19 protein-coding genes are annotated in these 19,005 nt (G+C 36.1%); 8 read left to right on the top strand and 11 right to left on the bottom strand.

From position 1 onward, the window contains the following. Positions 1-761: 761 nt before the first annotated feature. From H510_RS0115835 to H510_RS0115825, 3 genes are read right to left on the bottom strand one after another with little or no spacing between them, the layout of a single operon-like run. Positions 762-1,904, bottom strand: a complete 1,143-nt coding sequence (locus H510_RS0115835; RefSeq protein WP_026905203.1) for an NAD(P)/FAD-dependent oxidoreductase — start codon at positions 1,902-1,904, stop codon at positions 762-764. After that, the gene (locus H510_RS0115830; RefSeq protein WP_026905202.1) at positions 1,901-2,593 is read right to left on the bottom strand and encodes a methyltransferase domain-containing protein; all 693 of its coding nucleotides are present in this window, start codon (positions 2,591-2,593) and stop codon (positions 1,901-1,903) included. The genes H510_RS0115835 and H510_RS0115830 overlap by 4 nt, the downstream gene beginning before the upstream one ends. Further along, positions 2,586-3,689 carry a type III polyketide synthase gene (locus tag H510_RS0115825; RefSeq protein ID WP_026905201.1) on the bottom strand — a complete coding sequence of 368 codons (1,104 nt, stop codon included), beginning with the start codon at positions 3,687-3,689 and terminating at the stop codon, positions 2,586-2,588. Before H510_RS0115825 ends, H510_RS0115830 begins: the two co-directional genes overlap by 8 nt. Positions 3,690-3,736: 47 nt before the next feature. On the opposite strand from H510_RS0115825, the gene H510_RS0115820 reads away from it, so the two are divergent. Next, positions 3,737-4,585, top strand: a complete 849-nt coding sequence (locus tag H510_RS0115820) for a UbiA family prenyltransferase (protein WP_026905200.1) — start codon at positions 3,737-3,739, stop codon at positions 4,583-4,585. A 4-nt stretch (positions 4,586-4,589) separates the two neighbouring features. Here the strand turns inward: H510_RS0115820 and H510_RS19735 are convergent, their stop codons facing one another. The 7 genes from H510_RS19735 to rsgA form a co-directional block, all read right to left on the bottom strand. Further along, positions 4,590-5,042: a gamma-glutamylcyclotransferase family protein gene (locus tag H510_RS19735; protein ID WP_162143088.1), complete on the bottom strand. Its 453-nt coding sequence runs from the start codon at positions 5,040-5,042 to the stop codon at positions 4,590-4,592. A gap of 2 nt (positions 5,043-5,044) precedes the next feature. Then, positions 5,045-5,692, bottom strand: a complete 648-nt coding sequence (locus tag H510_RS0115810) for an HD domain-containing protein (protein WP_026905199.1) — start codon at positions 5,690-5,692, stop codon at positions 5,045-5,047. Continuing rightward, positions 5,692-6,018 carry a nucleotide pyrophosphohydrolase gene (locus H510_RS0115805; protein WP_026905198.1) on the bottom strand — a complete coding sequence of 109 codons (327 nt, stop codon included), beginning with the start codon at positions 6,016-6,018 and terminating at the stop codon, positions 5,692-5,694. Before H510_RS0115805 ends, H510_RS0115810 begins: the two co-directional genes overlap by 1 nt. Before the next feature lie 37 nt (positions 6,019-6,055). Next, complete coding sequence (locus tag H510_RS0115800; protein ID WP_026905197.1) at positions 6,056-6,802, bottom strand: metallophosphoesterase family protein; 747 nt, start codon at positions 6,800-6,802, stop codon at positions 6,056-6,058. 12 nt (positions 6,803-6,814) lie between these two features. Then, the gene (locus H510_RS0115795; RefSeq protein WP_026905196.1) at positions 6,815-7,564 is read right to left on the bottom strand and encodes a nucleotidyltransferase; all 750 of its coding nucleotides are present in this window, start codon (positions 7,562-7,564) and stop codon (positions 6,815-6,817) included. A 70-nt stretch (positions 7,565-7,634) separates the two neighbouring features. Then, positions 7,635-8,081 carry a D-aminoacyl-tRNA deacylase gene (gene dtd, locus H510_RS0115790; RefSeq protein WP_026905195.1) on the bottom strand — a complete coding sequence of 149 codons (447 nt, stop codon included), beginning with the start codon at positions 8,079-8,081 and terminating at the stop codon, positions 7,635-7,637. A gap of 129 nt (positions 8,082-8,210) precedes the next feature. Continuing rightward, on the bottom strand, positions 8,211-9,131 hold the full coding sequence (rsgA, locus tag H510_RS0115785) for a ribosome small subunit-dependent GTPase A (RefSeq protein ID WP_026905194.1): 921 nt from the start codon (positions 9,129-9,131) through the stop codon (positions 8,211-8,213). A gap of 289 nt (positions 9,132-9,420) precedes the next feature. Here rsgA and thrA point away from each other — a divergent pair, with 289 nt between their 5' ends. The 7 genes from thrA to H510_RS0115750 all read left to right on the top strand — a co-directional run bounded on the left by thrA (position 9,421) and on the right by H510_RS0115750 (position 17,858). Beyond that, on the top strand, positions 9,421-11,874 hold the full coding sequence (gene thrA, locus H510_RS0115780) for a bifunctional aspartate kinase/homoserine dehydrogenase I (protein ID WP_026905193.1): 2,454 nt from the start codon (positions 9,421-9,423) through the stop codon (positions 11,872-11,874). Further along, positions 11,874-12,806, top strand: coding sequence for a homoserine kinase (locus H510_RS0115775; protein WP_026905192.1), 933 nt, complete (start codon positions 11,874-11,876; stop codon positions 12,804-12,806). The genes thrA and H510_RS0115775 overlap by 1 nt, the downstream gene beginning before the upstream one ends. A gap of 124 nt (positions 12,807-12,930) precedes the next feature. Beyond that, the gene (thrC, locus tag H510_RS0115770; RefSeq protein ID WP_026905191.1) at positions 12,931-14,232 is read left to right on the top strand and encodes a threonine synthase; all 1,302 of its coding nucleotides are present in this window, start codon (positions 12,931-12,933) and stop codon (positions 14,230-14,232) included. 264 nt (positions 14,233-14,496) lie between these two features. Then, positions 14,497-14,982: an FKBP-type peptidyl-prolyl cis-trans isomerase gene (locus H510_RS0115765; protein ID WP_026905190.1), complete on the top strand. Its 486-nt coding sequence runs from the start codon at positions 14,497-14,499 to the stop codon at positions 14,980-14,982. A 1-nt stretch (position 14,983) separates the two neighbouring features. After that, positions 14,984-15,850, top strand: a complete 867-nt coding sequence (locus H510_RS19730) for an FKBP-type peptidyl-prolyl cis-trans isomerase (protein WP_051291335.1) — start codon at positions 14,984-14,986, stop codon at positions 15,848-15,850. A gap of 17 nt (positions 15,851-15,867) precedes the next feature. After that, positions 15,868-16,957 (top strand): peptide chain release factor 2 gene (gene prfB / locus H510_RS0115755; protein ID WP_155978020.1). Its coding sequence is split into 2 segments (ribosomal slippage): positions 15,868-15,927 and positions 15,929-16,957, totalling 1,089 coding nucleotides; the frame shifts between segments, so codons are not numbered across the junction. A gap of 1 nt (position 16,958) precedes the next feature. Further along, complete coding sequence (locus H510_RS0115750) at positions 16,959-17,858, top strand: alpha/beta hydrolase (protein ID WP_342662636.1); 900 nt, start codon at positions 16,959-16,961, stop codon at positions 17,856-17,858. Between the two features lie 472 nt (positions 17,859-18,330). Here H510_RS0115750 and H510_RS0115745 read toward each other — a convergent pair whose 3' ends face one another. Further along, positions 18,331-18,984, bottom strand: a complete 654-nt coding sequence (locus tag H510_RS0115745; protein ID WP_026905187.1) for a YceH family protein — start codon at positions 18,982-18,984, stop codon at positions 18,331-18,333. Between the last annotated feature and the right edge of the window lie 21 nt (positions 18,985-19,005).

Below are 19,005 nucleotides of genomic sequence, written 5' to 3'. Positions count from 1 at the left end.
ACTTTCTACTCCGTACTTTCTACTTCTAAAAAGGAACAACCATTCATAAAAAATAGACTATCCCGAAACGCATGAGCAATCCCCCAGAGCCGGAAAGACGAAAAAACAGTAGCAGAAATAAAAAAGTTAGCACAACCAAGCCTATAGCGCATGCGGTTTTGCGTTCGAGTTTACACTAACTTTCAATAAGTATAAACGAGCAAAAATAAGCGCTCCCTGTTTTTGAGTGTGGGTAAAGGTATGTGCGACAAAGGCTCCTGTGGGATTAATCAAGGATTTTGATTACTTTTTTCCTCTAAAAAGTAATGGGCCCCGCCGGCTCTTGAGGCGGATAATTATTATCATTAAAGATCTTTGAATTAGTAGGCTTAGCGCACAGGGCTTTTCCGGCCTCATAGGCGGCCAGCCCTAGGCACTTTTTTCTTGAAAAAAGTCCCCCAAAAACGAGGAACGAGTTCATGAATGCCTAAGAAAAACCATAAACAAAAAATGAATACTTCAAGGCTGATGAATATTTGTCGTTTCGTCTAAATAAATCTTTAGCCACAATCCTGAGTGGTGTGTAAGTTTATGCTTAGTGAAGGTTTGTACAACACCCGTCGGATTGTTTCCCGATACTGCTTTATGATAATTTATGCAAAAGATTTATTTGACTCAACTTCCAAATCTTCATAGGCCGTCTTTCGTTCTTCGGAGAGATGAGTTTTATATTTAAGGCAGTCTCCCTAAATAACCGCCTTTCAAGTTCTTTTTACTTTATACTATGTACTTTCTACTTTAAAAACTTTCCCATGTGTTTGCTTTACCAAGAAAGATAACAGTTTAGGAAAATGGTTGAGACTACCAATGGCTATTTCTGAAACTTGATTATGTCCAAATAGCTTTTGTATAGTTCTGCCTATAAACAATCTTTGTGCAAATTCTTGCTGCCATGTTTGGATATAAGCTTTTTCTAGTTGGGCTCTTTTTGAAGGATTGATGCCATCCAGACAAATATTTACTATACAAGAGCTTAAAATTTTTGCCGAGTGTATGGCTATAGCCATACCGTTTCCACAAAGTGGGGCAATCATTCCGGCAGTATCGCCACACATGAGGATATGGTTTTCTATCAATGTTTTGCGCTCAAAAGCAATTTCATTGATGGTTTCTGGCTTATCCCAAATAAACTCGGCATTGCGAAAAACTTCTCTTAAAAAGGGGTTTTTGCTTAAAACTTGTTCTTCCACAGTGGCTATTGAACCGTATTTTTTTAAATGCCTATTTTCTGATAGGTAACATAAGCAATAGCTATCTGTCCCAATACTATTTAGGCCACAATAACCACCTTCAAAATTATCTAAGCGGATGGTGTCTTTAGGGAAATCTAATTTGACATGATATTTAACACCCATATATGGGCTGCGCTTAAAAAAGGAGGAACGTTGTAGTTGCTTATCTAAGTTAGAGCGTTTTCCAAAAGCACCAATCACCAAATCTGCCTGATAAGTTTTTCCGGCTAGCGAAATGTTAAACTGTTCATCATGAAAATAGATATCCGTTATTTTTTCGCCTAAAAGAAACTCCACACCTTGCTGTTTAGCGATGAGGTAAAGCTGCTCATCTAAGGTGTATCGGCTGATGCCAAATCCACCTAAATCTAAAGGGGCATGAATGGTTTTTCCTGATGGCGCAGCAATAATTAACTTTTCTAGTTTACTCGCTTGCAAATCCTCGGGGTTTAACCCCAAACTTTTTAAAAAAGGTAAAGCTTCATTGCTTACATACTCGCCACAAACCCTATGGAAAGGGTAAAATTTACGCTCGGCAAGGCAAACTTCAAAGCCTGCTTTGCTTAATAAAATAGCGTTGGTAAGACCTGCTAAACCACCTCCGGCAATAAATATTTTTGTTTTTTTGCTCATTTATAAATGATGATTTGCCAGCGAAAGGCCCACATCCATTTAATACTATACCTCTTAATACCCATTTGCGCTAATAATGTTTGCAGCTCTTTTCTGGTAAAACTTCTCAAGACTGATAATTTACTATCGTGTTTTACCATGGGCGATTTGGAGAAGATTTGGGTAAGCCAACCAATAGAATAATAAGCCAACCAATGGCGGTGTAAATCATTGATGATAACAGCTTTTTTAGAAGCGTACAGCATTCTTCCTACCAGTTTCTTCCATTCATCATCATTAAAATGATGAGTAAATAAGCTGCTGATAACATAATCAAACTCTTCGGCTAAAAATTGTTCCTGAAGTACGTCTGCCAGCCTAAAATGGATATCATGCGCTTGGTGCTGTGTTTTTGCAAAGGTAATGGCACTAGGTGTAGCATCAATTCCAATAAAATATGGATAAACTTTTTTCTTGTTGAAATGCTTTTTCAGAACTTTTAAGCTATCGCCACCACCACAACCCCAATCACAAATAATATCTTTATTTTGAATAGAGAATTGCTTGAAGGCATGATAAAATACCTGAAATCCGCCCAGTAATTTGTTAATCACTTCCAACTCTTTTAAAACAGGATCTATAGCTTGTTGCTCTAACGAGAAATCATCCATGATTTCTAACGCTGTACTTCTATGTTTAAAACTAGGCATATGTAAGTACCATACTTTCAAAAGTTAAGCCAGGACCAAAAGCAAAGCTCAATATCTTTTCTTCCTGTTGTTTGGTTTTGAGCTTTTTACCGAGTGCTGCTAATACAAAAAGTACCGTTGCCGATGACATGTTGCCAAAATTGCGTAATACCTCATAAGCATGCTCATTTTGGTAGGGATGGAGCTGAAAAGCATCATCACAAACTTCTAAAATTCTTCTGCCACCAGGGTGGATGGCATATTGTCCAATATCATCAAAAGCTAACTGGGCTTTTTTCAAAAGTTTATCAGCAATGTTTTTAATGCCTCCTTTAATTTGTTTGGCTACTTGGCTGGTAAGCTGCATTTCGTAGCCAAAATCGCCAATGCGCCAAGCCATTTCATTTCTTGCTTGGCTAATTAGCTCGCTGTAAAAAGAATTGATTTGGAAAAGTTTATCATCAGTTTGTGCTTCATGTTGCACCAAAACAGCCGCTGCACCATCGGCAAATAAAGAATTTGCCAACCAGTTATCTAAAGTATTTTCTTTTTGGAAATGGAGGGTGCAAAGCTCAACATCTACAATTAAAACTTTAGCTGTAGGTTGCGCTCTGCAAATATAATCGGCCACTTTAAGCGCATTAAAAGCACCATAACAACCCATAAAATTTATACAAGTACGCTCAGTATCGGGCTTTAAGCCTAGTTTTTCTACCAATTCTATATCTAAACCCGGGGCATACATTCCTGTACAACTTACCGTAATTAAGTGACTGATATTTTGAGGGTTAAAGTCGAGCTGTTTTAAGCAATTTTCAACAGCTTTTAAAGCAATTTGTAAAGCATTTTGCTCGTAAACAAAACCTCGGCTAGCTGTTGTAGGGAAGGGGTTAAGGCCAGCATCATTACCAAAAAAGCTATAATTTCCTTTTTGCCGACCAAAATCTTGCAGTACCGAGTGCCTGTAATCTATTCCAGATACTTGGTATAATTTTTCTAATCTACGAGCCTGATTGCTATCCAACTGATGCGCTTCTTTCATAAATTCCAGTATACGACTTTGCGCAAACTGATTTGATGGATTACTAGTACCAATTGCCGATATAACACTGCTCATTCAAAAAAATTAAATATTTTTACCTTCATGCTAAACATAACAAAGAAATGAAGTCTACCTTATTACACTTACGCCTTCCCTTTTCTTTGTTATTGCTTCCTGTTTATTTGTTTGCTTATAGCGAAGTACCTAATCCTAACATTTACAATGCCATAGTAGTTTTTATAGTTTGGCATTTATTTGTGTATCCGGCAAGTAACGCTTACAATAGCTATTTTGATAAGGATGAAGGCAGTATTGCGCTTATAAAAGAACCTCCAAAAGTGCAAAAATCTTTATTGGTAACGGCTTATGTTTTAGAGTGGACAGGTTTATTGCTGGCTTTTTTAGTGAGTTTTGAGTTTGCTTTGGCGGTTGCCATTTATAATTCTTTTTCTAAAGCTTATAGTCATCCTCGTATCCGCATCAAAAAATATCCTATTTTAAGTTTTTTGGTGGTTTTTATTTTTCAAGGATTTTTTATTTACTACAGTTGCTACCAAGCCATAGGGCAATATGATTTGGGGCTTAACGCCGATGTCATCCAAGCCGGATTAATTGCCTCCTGCTTAATTGGGGCTTCTTATCCGTTAACACAAGTGTATCAACACGAGGAAGATAGCAAGCGTGGCGATAAAACTTTAAGTCTTTTACTAGGTGTTAAAGGCTCTTTTTTATTTTCAGGCTTTGTATTTTTTTTAGGTTGTACCCTGATGTTTGATTATTGGAACAGGCAAAATGAACTCTATAATTTTTGGATTTTTGCCCTATGCTGCTCCCCAATATTAGGCTATTTTTTATGGTGGTTTAAACAGTGTTTAAACCGAGTTGAAGCAGCATCTTTTAAAAATGCAATGGGTATGACGCTTATTAGTGGTTTAATGATGTTGCTGTATTTTAGCTGGTTATGGCTCTAAAATCCTATTCTTCTGCCTTAAAATTTGCTTTGTGTTTGATGTAGGAAATATAATTTTCTGGCAATTGGTGTTGTTTAGCGCCTTCTAATAGGGTGTTTAGATATTCTTCTTCTGGTGATAGCTCCTCTGCTTCATCCACACAAATAAAAGCATAAGCCTGATGTAAACCTTTATCGTTTTCAAGCTCAAATTCTTGTAATTGGTATTGAGGTTCTGTTTGTTGCAACAATTCAAAATGTTGATTATGTACTTGATATAAAACACCATGTACATTTTCACTTTCAGAAACTACCAAATTGGCTCTGGCACTACCATCGGCGTTAAGCTGATGAAAGCATAAACCATAACCATATAAAACGGCTGGCCCAACAACTGTTACAGGGTCATTAACCCTAAATTCCATTAATGTTTTATTAAGATTACTACCGTAAGCGAAATATAAAAAAGTGTTTTCCATGGTTATTTTTCTCCGTTCCATTCTGCATAGAACTGAGTCAAATATTGAACCATAAAATCATGTCTTTGAGCTGCCAATTTTTTGCCTGTTGCGGTGTTCATCTTATCTTTCAATAAGAGTAGTTTTTCATAAAAATGGTTGATGGTTGGGGCGGTAGACTTTTTATAAGCCTCCTTGCTTTGGTTAGGCTCTGGCTTAATATCTGGGTTGTAAAGTTCTCTGTTTTTATAGCCACCATAGGTAAAAGCTCTGGCTATGCCAATAGCACCAATGGCATCTAGCCTATCGGCATCTTGTACTACCAACATTTCTGCTGAAGTAAAAGTAACATCGCCTAAGCTAGCTTTAAAAGACATGTTTTTGATAATTTGCTGTACATGGATAATGGTTTCATCATCAACAGCTAAAGTTTTTAAAAATTCGCCCGCTTTTCTTGGTCCTATTTCTTCATCGCCATCATGAAATTTAGCGTCGGCAATATCATGTAGCAAAGCGGCAAACTCTACCACTAGTAAATCCACTTTTTCCTCTGCTGCGATGTTTTTAGCAGTTTTCCAAACACGTTCTATATGAAACCAATCATGCCCGGCCTCGGCATTTTGTAGTTCTTGCTTTACAAAAGCAATGGTTTTGTAAATGAGTTCTTGCATTATTTTAATTTCTCGTTGTTACGATGTCTGTCTGCATCTCTAATACTTTTCTTCTCCAAATTTTTCTCTAGTGCAGCAGTTAAATCAATACCAGTTTGGTTGGCTAGGCAAATCAAAACAAAAAGTACATCGGCCATTTCATCGCCTAAATCAACTTTTTTATCAGATTCTTTAAAAGACTGCTCGCCATATTTACGAGACATAATACGGGCAACCTCACCCACTTCTTCCATTAAAATAGCCGTATTGGTGAGCTCATTAAAATACCTTACACCAGTAGTTTTAATCCAATTGTCTACCAGTTGTTGTGCTTCTTTAATTTCCATGATGCTAAAATCAGGAATCTTTAGCAATAAATAAGGGCTATGCTGTTATTTCGTATAAAAAATAGGGGCAATCATAACCATCGCGTAAAAGCAGAGGTTTGGCAACATTAAAAACCTCTATACCGTCTTGTGTTTTGCCTTTTAAAGTACCAATGTGGGCATGGCCATGAAAAGCAACATCAACATTTCTTCTGCTTAGGGGCTCTGCCAATCTGGATGAACCTAAAAATGGAAAAATAGCTTCAGCTTCGCCTCTTACTGTTTCTACAATGGGCGAGTAATGTAATAAAGCTACTTTTTTAATATCTTGATGGTCTGATTCTAGTCTGGCTAAGGCCCTTTCTAGTTGTAAAGCTTCATTTACAGCCTCCTGTACAAAATCTTTCATTCCTTTTTCGCCAAACATGGATAACATGTGCTTATCAAAACCACCACCAAAGCCTTTGATGCCTGCAAAGCCAATGTTATGGATAACGATAGCTTCTCCATCTAAAACATGAACATGGTCTTTTAACAAAAGCTGACGAATCATTTTCTCTCTGCCTTTCTCGTAATCATGATTGCCTAAAACCATCACTACAGGAATGCTGCATGCTTTTAATTCTTCAGCTAAAACGGCTGCTTCAGACTCGTCGCCAGTATCGGTTAAATCTCCACAGATAACCAAAATATCTGCTTTTTCTGATATTTCTTTAAAATAGGCAGTCCATTTTCCTTTGTCAGATTCTTTTACATGGATATCGGCAACGGCGGCTATTCTAGTAATTTTTGCTGTATCTGTCATGGTATGAGAAATTTAGGTAGTCATGATGGTAGATACTTTATAATCCCAATCTTTAATATCAACACTGTATTGGGTTTGGTCTATAACGGGGCCTCTACAAACTTTCACTACTGTAGCGGGTAATTGATATTGGTTATTGGCTCTTTTTATCAATTCATCAAACAACCATTTAGGGATGATTTCATGAAAATCAGATGGGTAAACAAACTGAAAAATAATAATTTGAGCCAATAATAAATGCCAGTGGTTATGTTGGTCTAATCGGGAAAGTAACCTTTCCCAGTCTAATTCTTTACCTTTTTTAAGAATAACATGGTTGATATCTGCCCCATCAAAACGTTCACGATTTTGGACATATATTTTACACCAAATAAGTTCCTCGGGAGATAAAAACTTCACTTCTTCACCAGCAAAAGTACCTGGGGTAGCGTGTTCAAACCAGCTATCATCAACCGTACAAATGTTATTTACAGTATCAAAAATAATATCGATGAAATAATCTCCTTTAAAAACTTTGGCCAACCAGCGGATGTCTGTTAATTGGGTTTTATAACCTTTATCGGCAAAAAATTGTAGTATTTTACTATAGTCTGATGGTTTACAAAAGATATCTAAATCTTTGGTATCGCGGTAAATACCAGTATGGGCAAAGAGGGAAAATGCACCTCCTAGCATAAAATCTACACCGCACTCTTTTAGTAATTGTAAGGCTTCTTTATAGAATTCTTGAGCTTCTTTTTTCTCTTCTTCAGTTGTAATCATAAGATTTTTAATAAGGTAGATGGCCGCAAAAAGCAGCTTCAATTTCCTTATTCAAAAACCAAACCTAAAATTAATGCCTATCTTTATCCTTAGTATCCATCATGATGGTAACGGGACCATCATTTAAGAGTTCTATTTTCATATCGGCACCAAAAATGCCGGTTTCTATTTTGGTATTGCTTAATTGGGCTAGCTCTGCAATCATTTTTTCATAAAGCGGAATAGCCTGGGCAGGTTTGGCAGCTTTGATAAATGAGGGACGATTTCCCTTTTTTGTTTGTGCGAAGAGTGTAAATTGAGATATCAATAAAATACGTCCATCAACATCGGCTAAAGATTTATTCATTAAACCGCTTTCATCATAAAAAATGCGCATATTCACAATTTTTTGTGCCAGCCAAGTTAAATCTTCTAAAGTATCGGCCTCCTCAATACCCAATAAAACCAAAAATCCGGTGTTTATTTTACCTGTAATTTCTCCGTTTACGGTGCATGATGCTTGACTTACTCTTTGGATAACGGCTCATGTTTTAGATGGTTAGTAATTAGTTGGTTAGTTTGTTAGGTTTTTAGTTTGTTAGATTTTTTAAACGGCTGATTATCCATGGAAGTCCTTCTCCTTCGGAGAAGGATTTAGGATGAGGCTCTACGCCCTCGTATCGTTTTTATGATAAATACTCAAATAGCTATCATATCTAGTGGGTTCAATGTCTCCTTCGTCTAAGGCTTTTAAAATGGCGCAACCGGGTTCGTTAATGTGTACGCAATTATGAAATTTGCAACCATGCATACGGCTTCGCATCTCTGGAAAGAAATGAGCAAGCTCCTCTGGTTCTATATCGGCAATGCCTAATTCTCTAATGCCTGGAGTATCAATTAATTTTCCGCCGAAAGGCAATTCAAACATTTCTGCAAAGGTAGTGGTGTGTTTTCCCATATCGCTCCAATCAGAAATTTCGCCGGTTCTTAAAGCAATACCCGGTATGATCTGATTGATTAAGCTTGATTTTCCAACGCCAGAATGACCCGAAAATAAGCTAGTCTTATCTTTCAGCAATTCTTTAATGGTATTCACATGAGTGCCTTCTATGGCAGATACCGCATAACATTTATAGCCTATACCTTCATACAAATCCATATAATTGGCAAGGATTTCTAGGCCTTCATCGCTAAATAAATCTAGCTTATTAAAGATCAAAATAGCAGGAATTCCATAAGCCTCAGCAGTAACCAAAAAACGGTCTATAAAACCTAAAGAAGTTCTTGGAGAAGCCAAAGTTACCACCAAACAAGCCTGATCTAAATTAGCAGCAATAATTTGTACTTGTTTAGATAGGTTGATAGATTTTCTGATGATATAATTCTTACGGTCATGAACTTTACTGATTACGGCCGTTTCTTGCTCAGGTTCTAGTTCAAAATCAACAAAATCTCCAACAGCAACAGGATTGGTGCTTACCAGACCTTTCATCCTGAGTTTGCCTTTTATCCTGCATTCATATTTGTGCTGATTTTCACCTAAAACAGTGTACCAGCTTCCTGTTGATTTAATAACTAATCCCTGCATACCGTTGTAAAGATAATTATAGGCTAAATGAATTTCCTATTTTCTGTGAAAAATGTTTGTATTTAAAAAATGAAAGCTTAGATTTGGCACATAATTTAAAAACGTGAACAATAACTATACAACTACAATTACTTACACCATGACGCTCTGCGCATAGAGGAAGGTAATTATAGGCTTATATAAAATATACGAAGCGCCTTCCGACAAACCGGAAGGCGCTTTTTATTTAAATTTTAATGTCAAATCCAAAGCTGCATTGTCAGTAAAAGATTTTTAGCTGTTTAAGAAAATGAAAATTTTAAAATTCGGAGGTACTTCTGTTGGGTCTGTAGATGCTTTAAAAGCGTTAATAGATGTGGTTAAAACTAACCTTGATAAGCAAGAACAAATGGTTATCGTTGTTTCTGCTATGGGAGGTGTTACCAACCAATTAATCACGACGGCAGAGAACGCTATAAAAGGAATTGATTTTTCTGAAGCTTTGGCTGATATAGAAAAAAGACACTTTGAAGTGGTAAAAGCGTTGATTCCTGTACAACAACAAAATCAGGTTTTAACCAAATTAAAATTATTTTTTCAGGAGCTGGAAGATTTAATGCAAGGTGTTACAGCCTTACAAGAGCTAAGCCCTAAAACTCGTGATGCTATTTTAAGCTATGGCGAGCAATGCTCTGCTTTCATGATTTCTAGAATCTTAAAAACCATACATGAAGGTGCTGATTACTTAAATACTACCGAGATTATTAAAACAGATAGCACTTTTGGTAATGCCCGTGTAGATTTTGAGCAAAGTAATTTCTTGATCAAGAACTACTTTGAACATCATAAAGATAGTTTAATTGTGGCTACTGGTTTTATAGCTAGCGATGACCAAAACAGGGTAACAACTCTTGGTCGTGGTGGTAGCGATTATACTTCTGCCATCATTGGTGCAGCTTTAAATGTATCGCAAATAGAAATCTGGACAGATGTTAATGGCATGATGACTGCCGACCCAAGAAGGGTTAAAAAAGCATTTTCTTTAGAAGAGCTTTCTTATACCGAGGCTATGGAGCTTTCTTTCTTTGGGGCAAAAGTGATTTACCCACCTACCATGATTCCGGCTTTCTTAAAGAAAATTCCTATTGTTATTAAAAATACTTTTGATGCTAGTTTCCCTGGAACTTTCATTAAACATGATATCAAGCCATCATCAACCGTTATCAGAGGAATTTCTTCTGTAGACCATATCAGCATTATCAATTTGCAAGGTAGTGGAATGGTTGGTAAAGCTGGTTTTAGTGGCAGGTTATTCTCTTTACTTTCTAGAGAGCAGGTAAACGTAGTTCTAATTACGCAATCATCTTCAGAACACTCTATTACTTTTGCGGTTAACCCAGAGGATGCTAAGAAAGCACAAAATTTAATTCAGCAAGAGTTTGAGTTAGAACTACAAGCCGGAAAATTAGAGCCTATCACCATAGAGCATGATTTATCTGTTTTAGCTATCGTAGGCGAGAACATGAAGAAAACACCAGGTATTGCTGGTAAACTTTTCCATGCTTTAGGTAGAAATGGTGTAAATGTGGTTGCTATAGCGCAAGGTTCATCAGAATACAATATCTCCGTTATTATCTATAATTCTGATTTAACAAAAGCTTTAAATACTGTACACGATGCATTTTTTGCGCAATTGCAAAAGAACTTAAACGTGTTTATTGTTGGGGTGGGTAATATCAGTAAAGAATTGCTTTCGCAGATAAATGCTCATCATGCTTATTTAGTAGAAAATAATCTCATCAATATCAAAATCATCGGTTTAACCAATACTAAAAAAATGTTGATAGACCCGGCCGGTATAGATTTAGCAAGTTGGCAACAAAGCCTAGATAAATCAACCGAGCCTGCAGATTTAAATAAGTTTGTGGCCGAGATGAAGAGCTTAAATCTGCCCAATTGTGTGTTTGTAGATAATACTGCAAGCCCAATTCCAAGTACCATGTATAAAGATATATTCAAGTCGAACATATCTGTGGTTACTTGTAATAAAATTGCCAATTCTAGCGATTACCAGCAGTTTGCAGATTTAAGAAGTACAGCTAAAAAGTATGGTGTAGATTTCTTATACGAAACTAACGTAGGCGCTGGTTTACCAATCATCACTACATTACATGATTTAATTATCAGTGGCGATAAAATTACTAAGATAGAAGCTATTCTTTCTGGTACTATCTCTTTCATTTTTAATAACTTCAAAGGAGATGTTACTTTCCACGATGTAGTTAAGCAAGCACAAGAAAAAGGTTATACAGAGCCAGACCCTCGTGATGATTTAGGTGGGATAGATTTTATGCGTAAAATATTAATCTTGGCTAGAAATAGTGGTTTGCCAATGGAAGCTGCTGATGTTGAGTTAGGAGCTATTTTACCAGAAAATTGTGCTAAAGCGCCAACGGTAGAAGCTTTTTACGAAGAGCTAAAAGCTTCTAACGATTATTTTGAGCAACTGAAACAAGATGCCGAGAAACAAGGTAAAGTTTTACGTTACATTGGTAAGTTAGAAAATGGTAAAGCAAGCATTAGCCTGCAAGCTGTAGGTATGGATCATCCTTTCTATGCTTTATCTGGAAGTGATAATATCATAGCCTTTACCACAGAAAGATATTGTGAAACCCAAATGGTAGTAAAAGGACCGGGTGCTGGTGCAGCGGTTACTGCTGCAGGTGTATTTGCTGATTTAGTTAAAGTAGGAGCTAACCAGTAATGAGCAGTAAATCAATAAAAGTATTTGCACCAGCTACTGTTGCTAATGTAGTTTGTGGTTTTGATATTTTGGGCTTCGCTGTTAATGAACCGGGCGATGAGCTCATCATGGAACTATGCGATAAACCGGGCGTTGTCATAAGCTCTATAGAAGGCGATGGTGGTAAATTACCTCTCGATGCCGACCGTAACACGGTAGCTGCAGGTGTAAAAAGCATCTTAAAGCAACTTGGTCGTGAAGACATCGGCGTTAAGCTACAGCTAAAGAAAAAAATGCCTTTAGGAAGTGGCTTAGGTTCTAGTGCTGCCAGCTCTGTTGCAGGGATATTTGCTATTAACGAATTATTAGACAAACCTTTAAGCAAAGAAGAATTATTGCCTTTTGCTATGGAAGGCGAGGCTTTAGCTTGTGGTCATGGTCATGCTGATAATGTTGCACCTGCTTTATTTGGCGGTTTTACCCTTATTAAAAGTTATGAGCCTTTAGAGGTGATAGCTTTACCTGTACCAAATTTATATTGCGCTTTATTATATCCGCATGTTGATGTACCTACCAGAGATGCCAGACAGATTATACGCTCTAAAGTTTTGTTAAAAGATGCAATTACCCAATGGGGAAATATTGCTGGCTTGATAAGTGCTTTATATCAGGGAGATTATGATTTGCTAGGACGTTGTATGAAAGATGTTATTGTAGAACCTATCCGTTCTATGTTAATACCAGAGTTTTATAAAATGAAGGAAATAGCCATGCATCACGGTGCTTTAGGTTTTGGTATTTCAGGATCAGGACCAACTGTATTTTCTTTATTCCGTTCGCCGGATGATGCACAAAGGGTGTTACTAACCTTGCAACAAGTACTTTTAGATAAAGGTATAGCAAGCAACATATATTTATCAGAAATTAATAAAAACGGACCAGTTATTTTATAGTAGTTTGTTAGGTTTTAGTTGATTAGTTTGTTAGGTATTAGTTTGTTAGGAATCAACCAACCAACTAACCATCCATCCAACCAACTAACCAACTAACCAACTAACCATCCAACCAACTAAAAAAATGAAACTATACAGTACCAAAAACCATCATTTATCGGTTGATTTTAAAACGGCAGTATTCAACAGCCTTCCTGCGGATAATGGTTTATATATGCCTACCACCATCCCAGTTTTAGATGAAAATATCATTGCCGGATGGGATAAAAAATCTTTACCAGAAATTGCTTTCGATTTAGCTTATGCTTTATTGAAAGATGATATTTCTGCCGAAGATTTAAAAGCTATTGTAGATGATGCTGCAAATTTTGATGCTCCTTTACATCCTTTAGCTGATGATGTTTTTGTTTTAGAGTTATTCCATGGTCCGTCTTTAGCCTTTAAAGATTTTGGAGGGCGTTTCATGAGTCGTATCATGGCGCATTTTTTAAAGCAAGAGAAAAAAGAAATCAGGATTTTGGTAGCTACCTCTGGCGATACGGGAGGTGCCGTAGCCTTAGGTTTCTTAAATGTACCGGGTATAAAAGTTACCATCCTTTACCCTAAAGGGAAAGTAAGTTTAATACAAGAATTACAGTTAACTACCAATGGTAATAATATAGAAGCCGTAGAGATTGACGGTACTTTTGATGATTGCCAAGCGATGGTAAAGCAAGCTTTTCATGATGAAGAGTTGAATGCTAAGTTTAACCTTACATCGGCAAATTCTATCAATATCAGCAGGCTGATACCTCAAATGTTTTACTATGCCAATACTTATGCTCGTTTAAAGCAACAGTTTGACGAGATCACTTTTGTTACCCCAAGTGGTAACTTTGGTAATATAGCGGCTGGTATGTTAGCTGCTAAAATGGGTGTTCCTGTAAAACAATTTATAGCAGCTACTAATAGTAATGATATTGTTCCTCAGTATTTAAAAACTGGAGTTTATACTGCTAAACCATCTGTACAAACCTTAGCCAATGCTATGGATGTTGGTAATCCAAGTAATTTTGTGAGGATACTAGATATGTTTGACAACGATAAAGCTAAACTAGAAGCTGCATTTGACTCGGTAGCTTTTGATGATGATGCTATAAAAACGGCTATTAAGGAAGTTTATCAAGATCAAAATTACATCATGTGCCCACATACAGCTACAGGTTATTTAGCAGTAAAAGAAGCAAAAGCTAAAAACCAGTTACCTAAGCATGCTTATGTAATTTTGGCTACCGCACATCCTTGCAAATTCCCTGATGTTTTTGAGGAATTAAACATTCCTTATGAAGTACCAGCACAAGTTGAAGAGCTATATCATAAAGCAAAACATCAAATTGTGATGGATAATAGCTATCAAAAGTTTAAAGATTATTTATTATCGCAGTAGTAAATAAAGATTTTATGATTTATGGCCGGATTTATTCTGGCCATTTTTGCTCTATGGCGCATAGAGTTATGAACATTTAATGCCGTTGAGATTAGGTAAAAATCAAATTCAAGTTTATAATAATTGTAACCAATTTGCTATACATGTATCAGTAGAGCTGATATTTTACGTATCAACCAAACACATATTCCAAAATTTGACGTTAAATAATGTTAAAGCTTAGGTTTATATAAAAAGTTAAATAAATTTGTAAATTAAGTAAGAATGAAGAAGTACGTTTGGTTAGTTTTATTTATGGTTGTCGCATTATTTAGTTCTTGTTTAAAGAATAATAATGTTGACCCATACGAGCTAGCACAAAAACAATTAAAACAAGACGAAGAAACTATAAAGCGCTTTATTGCTGATCAAAAAATAAATGCAGTAAGACATGAGTCTGGGATGTATCATCAAATAACTAACCCCGGCTCCGGAAATTTCGACTATAAAACCAATGTTAATCCTAGAATAACTGTTATTTATAAAGGTAGATTATTAAATGGAAATGTTTTTGATAGTGACACACTTAGAAATCAAAGATTAGGAAATTTTATTATAGGATGGAGATTAGGAGTTCCTTTAATACAACAAGGCGGAAAAATCAGATTATTAATCCCATCTTTATACGCTTATGGTCCACAAGGTTCAGGAGTTATTCCTCCCAACGCAGTTTTAGATTTTGAAATTGAATTAACACAGATACAACAATAACATGATAAAGAAATTATTTGGGTTTTTACTTGTAGCAATAAGCATATTAACTGTTTCTTGCGAAAAAGAAACCAGAACTTTAAACGAGATAGAAGACCAATTGATACAAGAGTTTATCGCTAAGAATAACTTGGATTTTGAGAAAGATTCAACAGGTTTTTATTATCAGGTTATTGATTCAGGAAACACTGATTTACCGATTTTAAGATATCCTGACAGGGTTAGAATCGGACAAAAAACTACATCTATTAATAAAGCAGTTAGTTACGAAACATCTATATACAATCCAACTCCATCAGATTTTGTAGGATATATCAGACCAATTTCTTGGAGAGAAACCATACGAAAAGTTAGAAAGGGTGGTATTATCAGAATACTTACCCCATCTTATTTAGCTTATGGTAAAGATGGACAAGGCACTAACATACCGGGTAATGCTATCTTAGATACCAGAATAGAAATTGCAGATGACAGCAATTTAGAACTATATGAAGATAGGCTCATCAATAGATATTTAACAGAAAAAAATATTACAGCTATTAAGGATGCTTCTGGAATTTATTATCAAATTAATGCCGCCGGAGATAGTAACTTCCCTACTATAGATTCAGAGATTACCATTGCTTATACCGGAAGATTTTTATCAGGTACCGTATTTGATTCAAGAACCAGCGCCAATCCTTTAAGCTCAAAGCTTTCTGAATTGATTGAAGGATGGCAAATTACTTTACCTAAAATTGGTGTGGGCGGGAAAATAAAAATCATAGTCCCTTCAAGATATGCTTATGGAGAAAGTGGAAGTGAGGGAGGTGTTATAGGGCCAAATACCATACTTGAATTTGATATAGAATTAATTTCTAAAAAATAACTGCTGATACTTATTATATGACGAAAGAACAATTACAGGATTTAAGAGACAGGGTAACGTCTCTGAGGAGGCATCTTTGACATTGATGCTAAATTAACCGAATTACATCGTGAAAATGCCCTTTCTCTAGAACCAACTTTTTGGGATCATCCTAAAGAGGCTGAGAAAGTTTTACATGCCATTAAAATTAAAAAAAGCTGGACAGATGCTTACGATTCTGCCGTTGCTGCTATTGAAGACGCTGGTGTGATGCTAGAGTTTTTTCAGGCTGGCGAAGCTACTGAAGATGATGTTAAAGAAGCTTACCAAAAAGCCACTGCAGAATTAGAAAATCTGGAGTTTAAGAACATGCTTTCTGCGGAGGAAGACCAGTTACATGCCGTACTACAAATAACTGCTGGTGCTGGCGGTACAGAAAGCTGTGATTGGGCAAGCATGCTTATGCGGATGTATATCATGTGGGGGGAGAAAAATGGCTATAAAGTAATAGAACAAGACTCGCAAGAAGGTGACGTTGCTGGCATTAAAACGGTTACTTTACAATTTGAAGGAGATTTTGCTTATGGATACCTAAAGGGAGAAAACGGGGTACATCGTTTAGTCAGAATTTCTCCGTTTGATGCTAATGCCAAAAGACATACTTCCTTTGCCTCTGTTTATGTTTATCCCTTAATTGATGATACTATAGAAATTGAGATAAACCCATCAGAAATTGAATTTGAAACCTTTAGATCTGGTGGTGCAGGCGGTCAAAACGTTAATAAAGTAGAGACAGCGGTAAGGCTATATCACAAGCCTTCTGGTATTATCATTAAAAATCAAGAATCTCGTTCGCAATTACAAAATAAAGAAAATGCTATTCGCTTATTAAAATCTCAATTGTTTGAGATAGAAATGCGTAAACGCAGAGAAACCACTGCCGCCATAGAAGGAAATAAGAAAAAGATAGAGTGGGGTTCACAAATAAGAAATTATGTTTTACATCCTTACAAATTGGTTAAAGATTTAAGAACAGATTATGAAACCTCTAATGCACAAGCTGTGTTAGACGGAGATTTAGACGAGTTTTTAAAGTCTTATTTAATGGAGTTTGGAGGCAATCACTAATATGATGAGAAAAATTATTTTTATGATGGCTATAAGTTTTGTGCAATTAGCTAACGCCCAAAATAAGGTGATAGATTTATATCCAAATGGTATACCTGGGGCCAAAGTGGCGACTGACTATGTTGAGCAAACGGTTGTTGGGGCCGATGGTAAAACTAGAGTTAGCAAAGTAACTAAACCAACATTAGAAGTTTTTACTCCAGAAAAGGGGAAAGAAACAGGTAAAGCAGTAATTATATGCCCTGGTGGTGGCTACGCTATTTTAGCTATTAAGCATGAAGGGTATGATGTTGCTAAAAGATTTGCAGAAGCCGGCATAACAGCTTTTGTTTTAAAGTATCGTCTTCCATCTGATTTGATTATGGAGGATAAGAGTATCGGGCCACTTCAAGACGCACAACAAGCAATTAAGTATGTAAGGGAAAACGCGGCGGAGTATGGTATAAATCCTGATAAAGTAGGTATCATGGGCTTTTCTGCCGGAGGACATTTAGCTTCAACAGCATCAACTCATTTTCAAAAAGCGGTTATTGAAAATTCTAATCATATCAATTTACGTCCTGATTTTTCTATTCTTATTTACCCAGTAGTTTCTTTTGGCCAGTTTAGGCATAACGGCTCAAGAACAAACTTATTAGGTGCACAGCCTACTGAAGAAAACATCCATTTATATTCAAATGAACTGCAGGTAAATGCCACTACACCACCAGCTTTTCTTGTTCATGCCATGGATGATAAAACGGTTCCGGTAGAAAATAGCATTCAATATAGTTTAAGTTTAAAAAAGTTTAACGTTAAAAGTGAAGCACATTTGTATCAAGCTGGCGGACATGGTTTTGGCTTGAATAATACAACTACTCAAGAGGATTGGTTTAAGACTTTATTAAATTGGATGAAATAATGATGGTTTTTAGTCTTTGAAAGCACCTCAAAACCAATAACTTTTGAGGCGCTTAATTTGACTACCCAACTGAACTCTTACATTCTTTAGTTTTGCATAGATAGAAAATTTACATAGGTAGATATAAATTCTGATACAAGATTTACAAAGCTGGTGCCATAGTATAAGACAGTATACTTATAAAGAGAATGAGCACTTTTTATGTATCCTATATTAAAAAATTAACCTTTTAAAAAAGCGATATAATCATAAGCAAATTGTAAAAAAAGGTTGTCTTCTTTACACTTCAATAGGGTATCTATAATATTGTACAACTGTTTTAATGGTGTTTAAACAGCTTTTTTTGTGAAATGATAAAAGGTGAATTCAGGTAATGGCGCACCAGATTTAACTCTTTCAGAATAAGGTTACTTTCTTAGTAGAAACAAATTGTTCAACAAATCTTTTATTTTAAGAATGATGATTGTGGTAATTAACCCATTAATTCTTTCATCAACTTATCAAAAGCAGCTTTTAATTGTGATAGTTCATCTTCAACTTTAGCTAGGCGAGCTTCTAATTCCCCTACAGATTTGCGAGCAGGTTCCTCAGGTAAATCATCATCTTCATCTAGTACAACATCAGCAAATAGATGGGCATATCTGGCTTCTTTTTGTCCGGCTCTTTTAGGCAATTGTACTACATAAGCAGGTTCTTCTGTAGCTAGTTTTTCTAAAGTTTGCTGCACATCTTCTATAGATTCAAACTCGTATAATCTGCCAGAATTGGTATTTAGCTCGCCAGGTGTTTGCGGACCGCGTAGAAACAACAAGCAAATTAAAGCAACTTCTTGTGGTACAACCGGAAAAACTATCGCAAAGTTGTGCTTATACTTTACCGTTCTGCTACCACCACCTGTTGCGGTAGAAATTAAGCCTTTTTTCTTTAATGAGTCTAAAGTCATCACTACCGTTTCCTCATCATAAGCAACAACAGGTTTACGTGATGTTTTCTGATTACAAGCCGCTGTTAAAGCGTTTAAAGTCATAGGGTAATAATCTGGAGTAGTTTTACTCTTCTCCATCAAAGCGCCTAAAACTCTTATTTCTTCGGCATTTAAAACGGGTAATGTTTGGCTATTGCTCATAAAAAGAATGTTTATTAAATT

This window comes from Pedobacter glucosidilyticus DSM 23534, from assembly GCF_000425145.1.
Taxonomy (GTDB): domain Bacteria; phylum Bacteroidota; class Bacteroidia; order Sphingobacteriales; family Sphingobacteriaceae; genus Pseudopedobacter; species Pseudopedobacter glucosidilyticus.
This window is presented reverse-complemented; position numbering and strand designations above follow the sequence as displayed.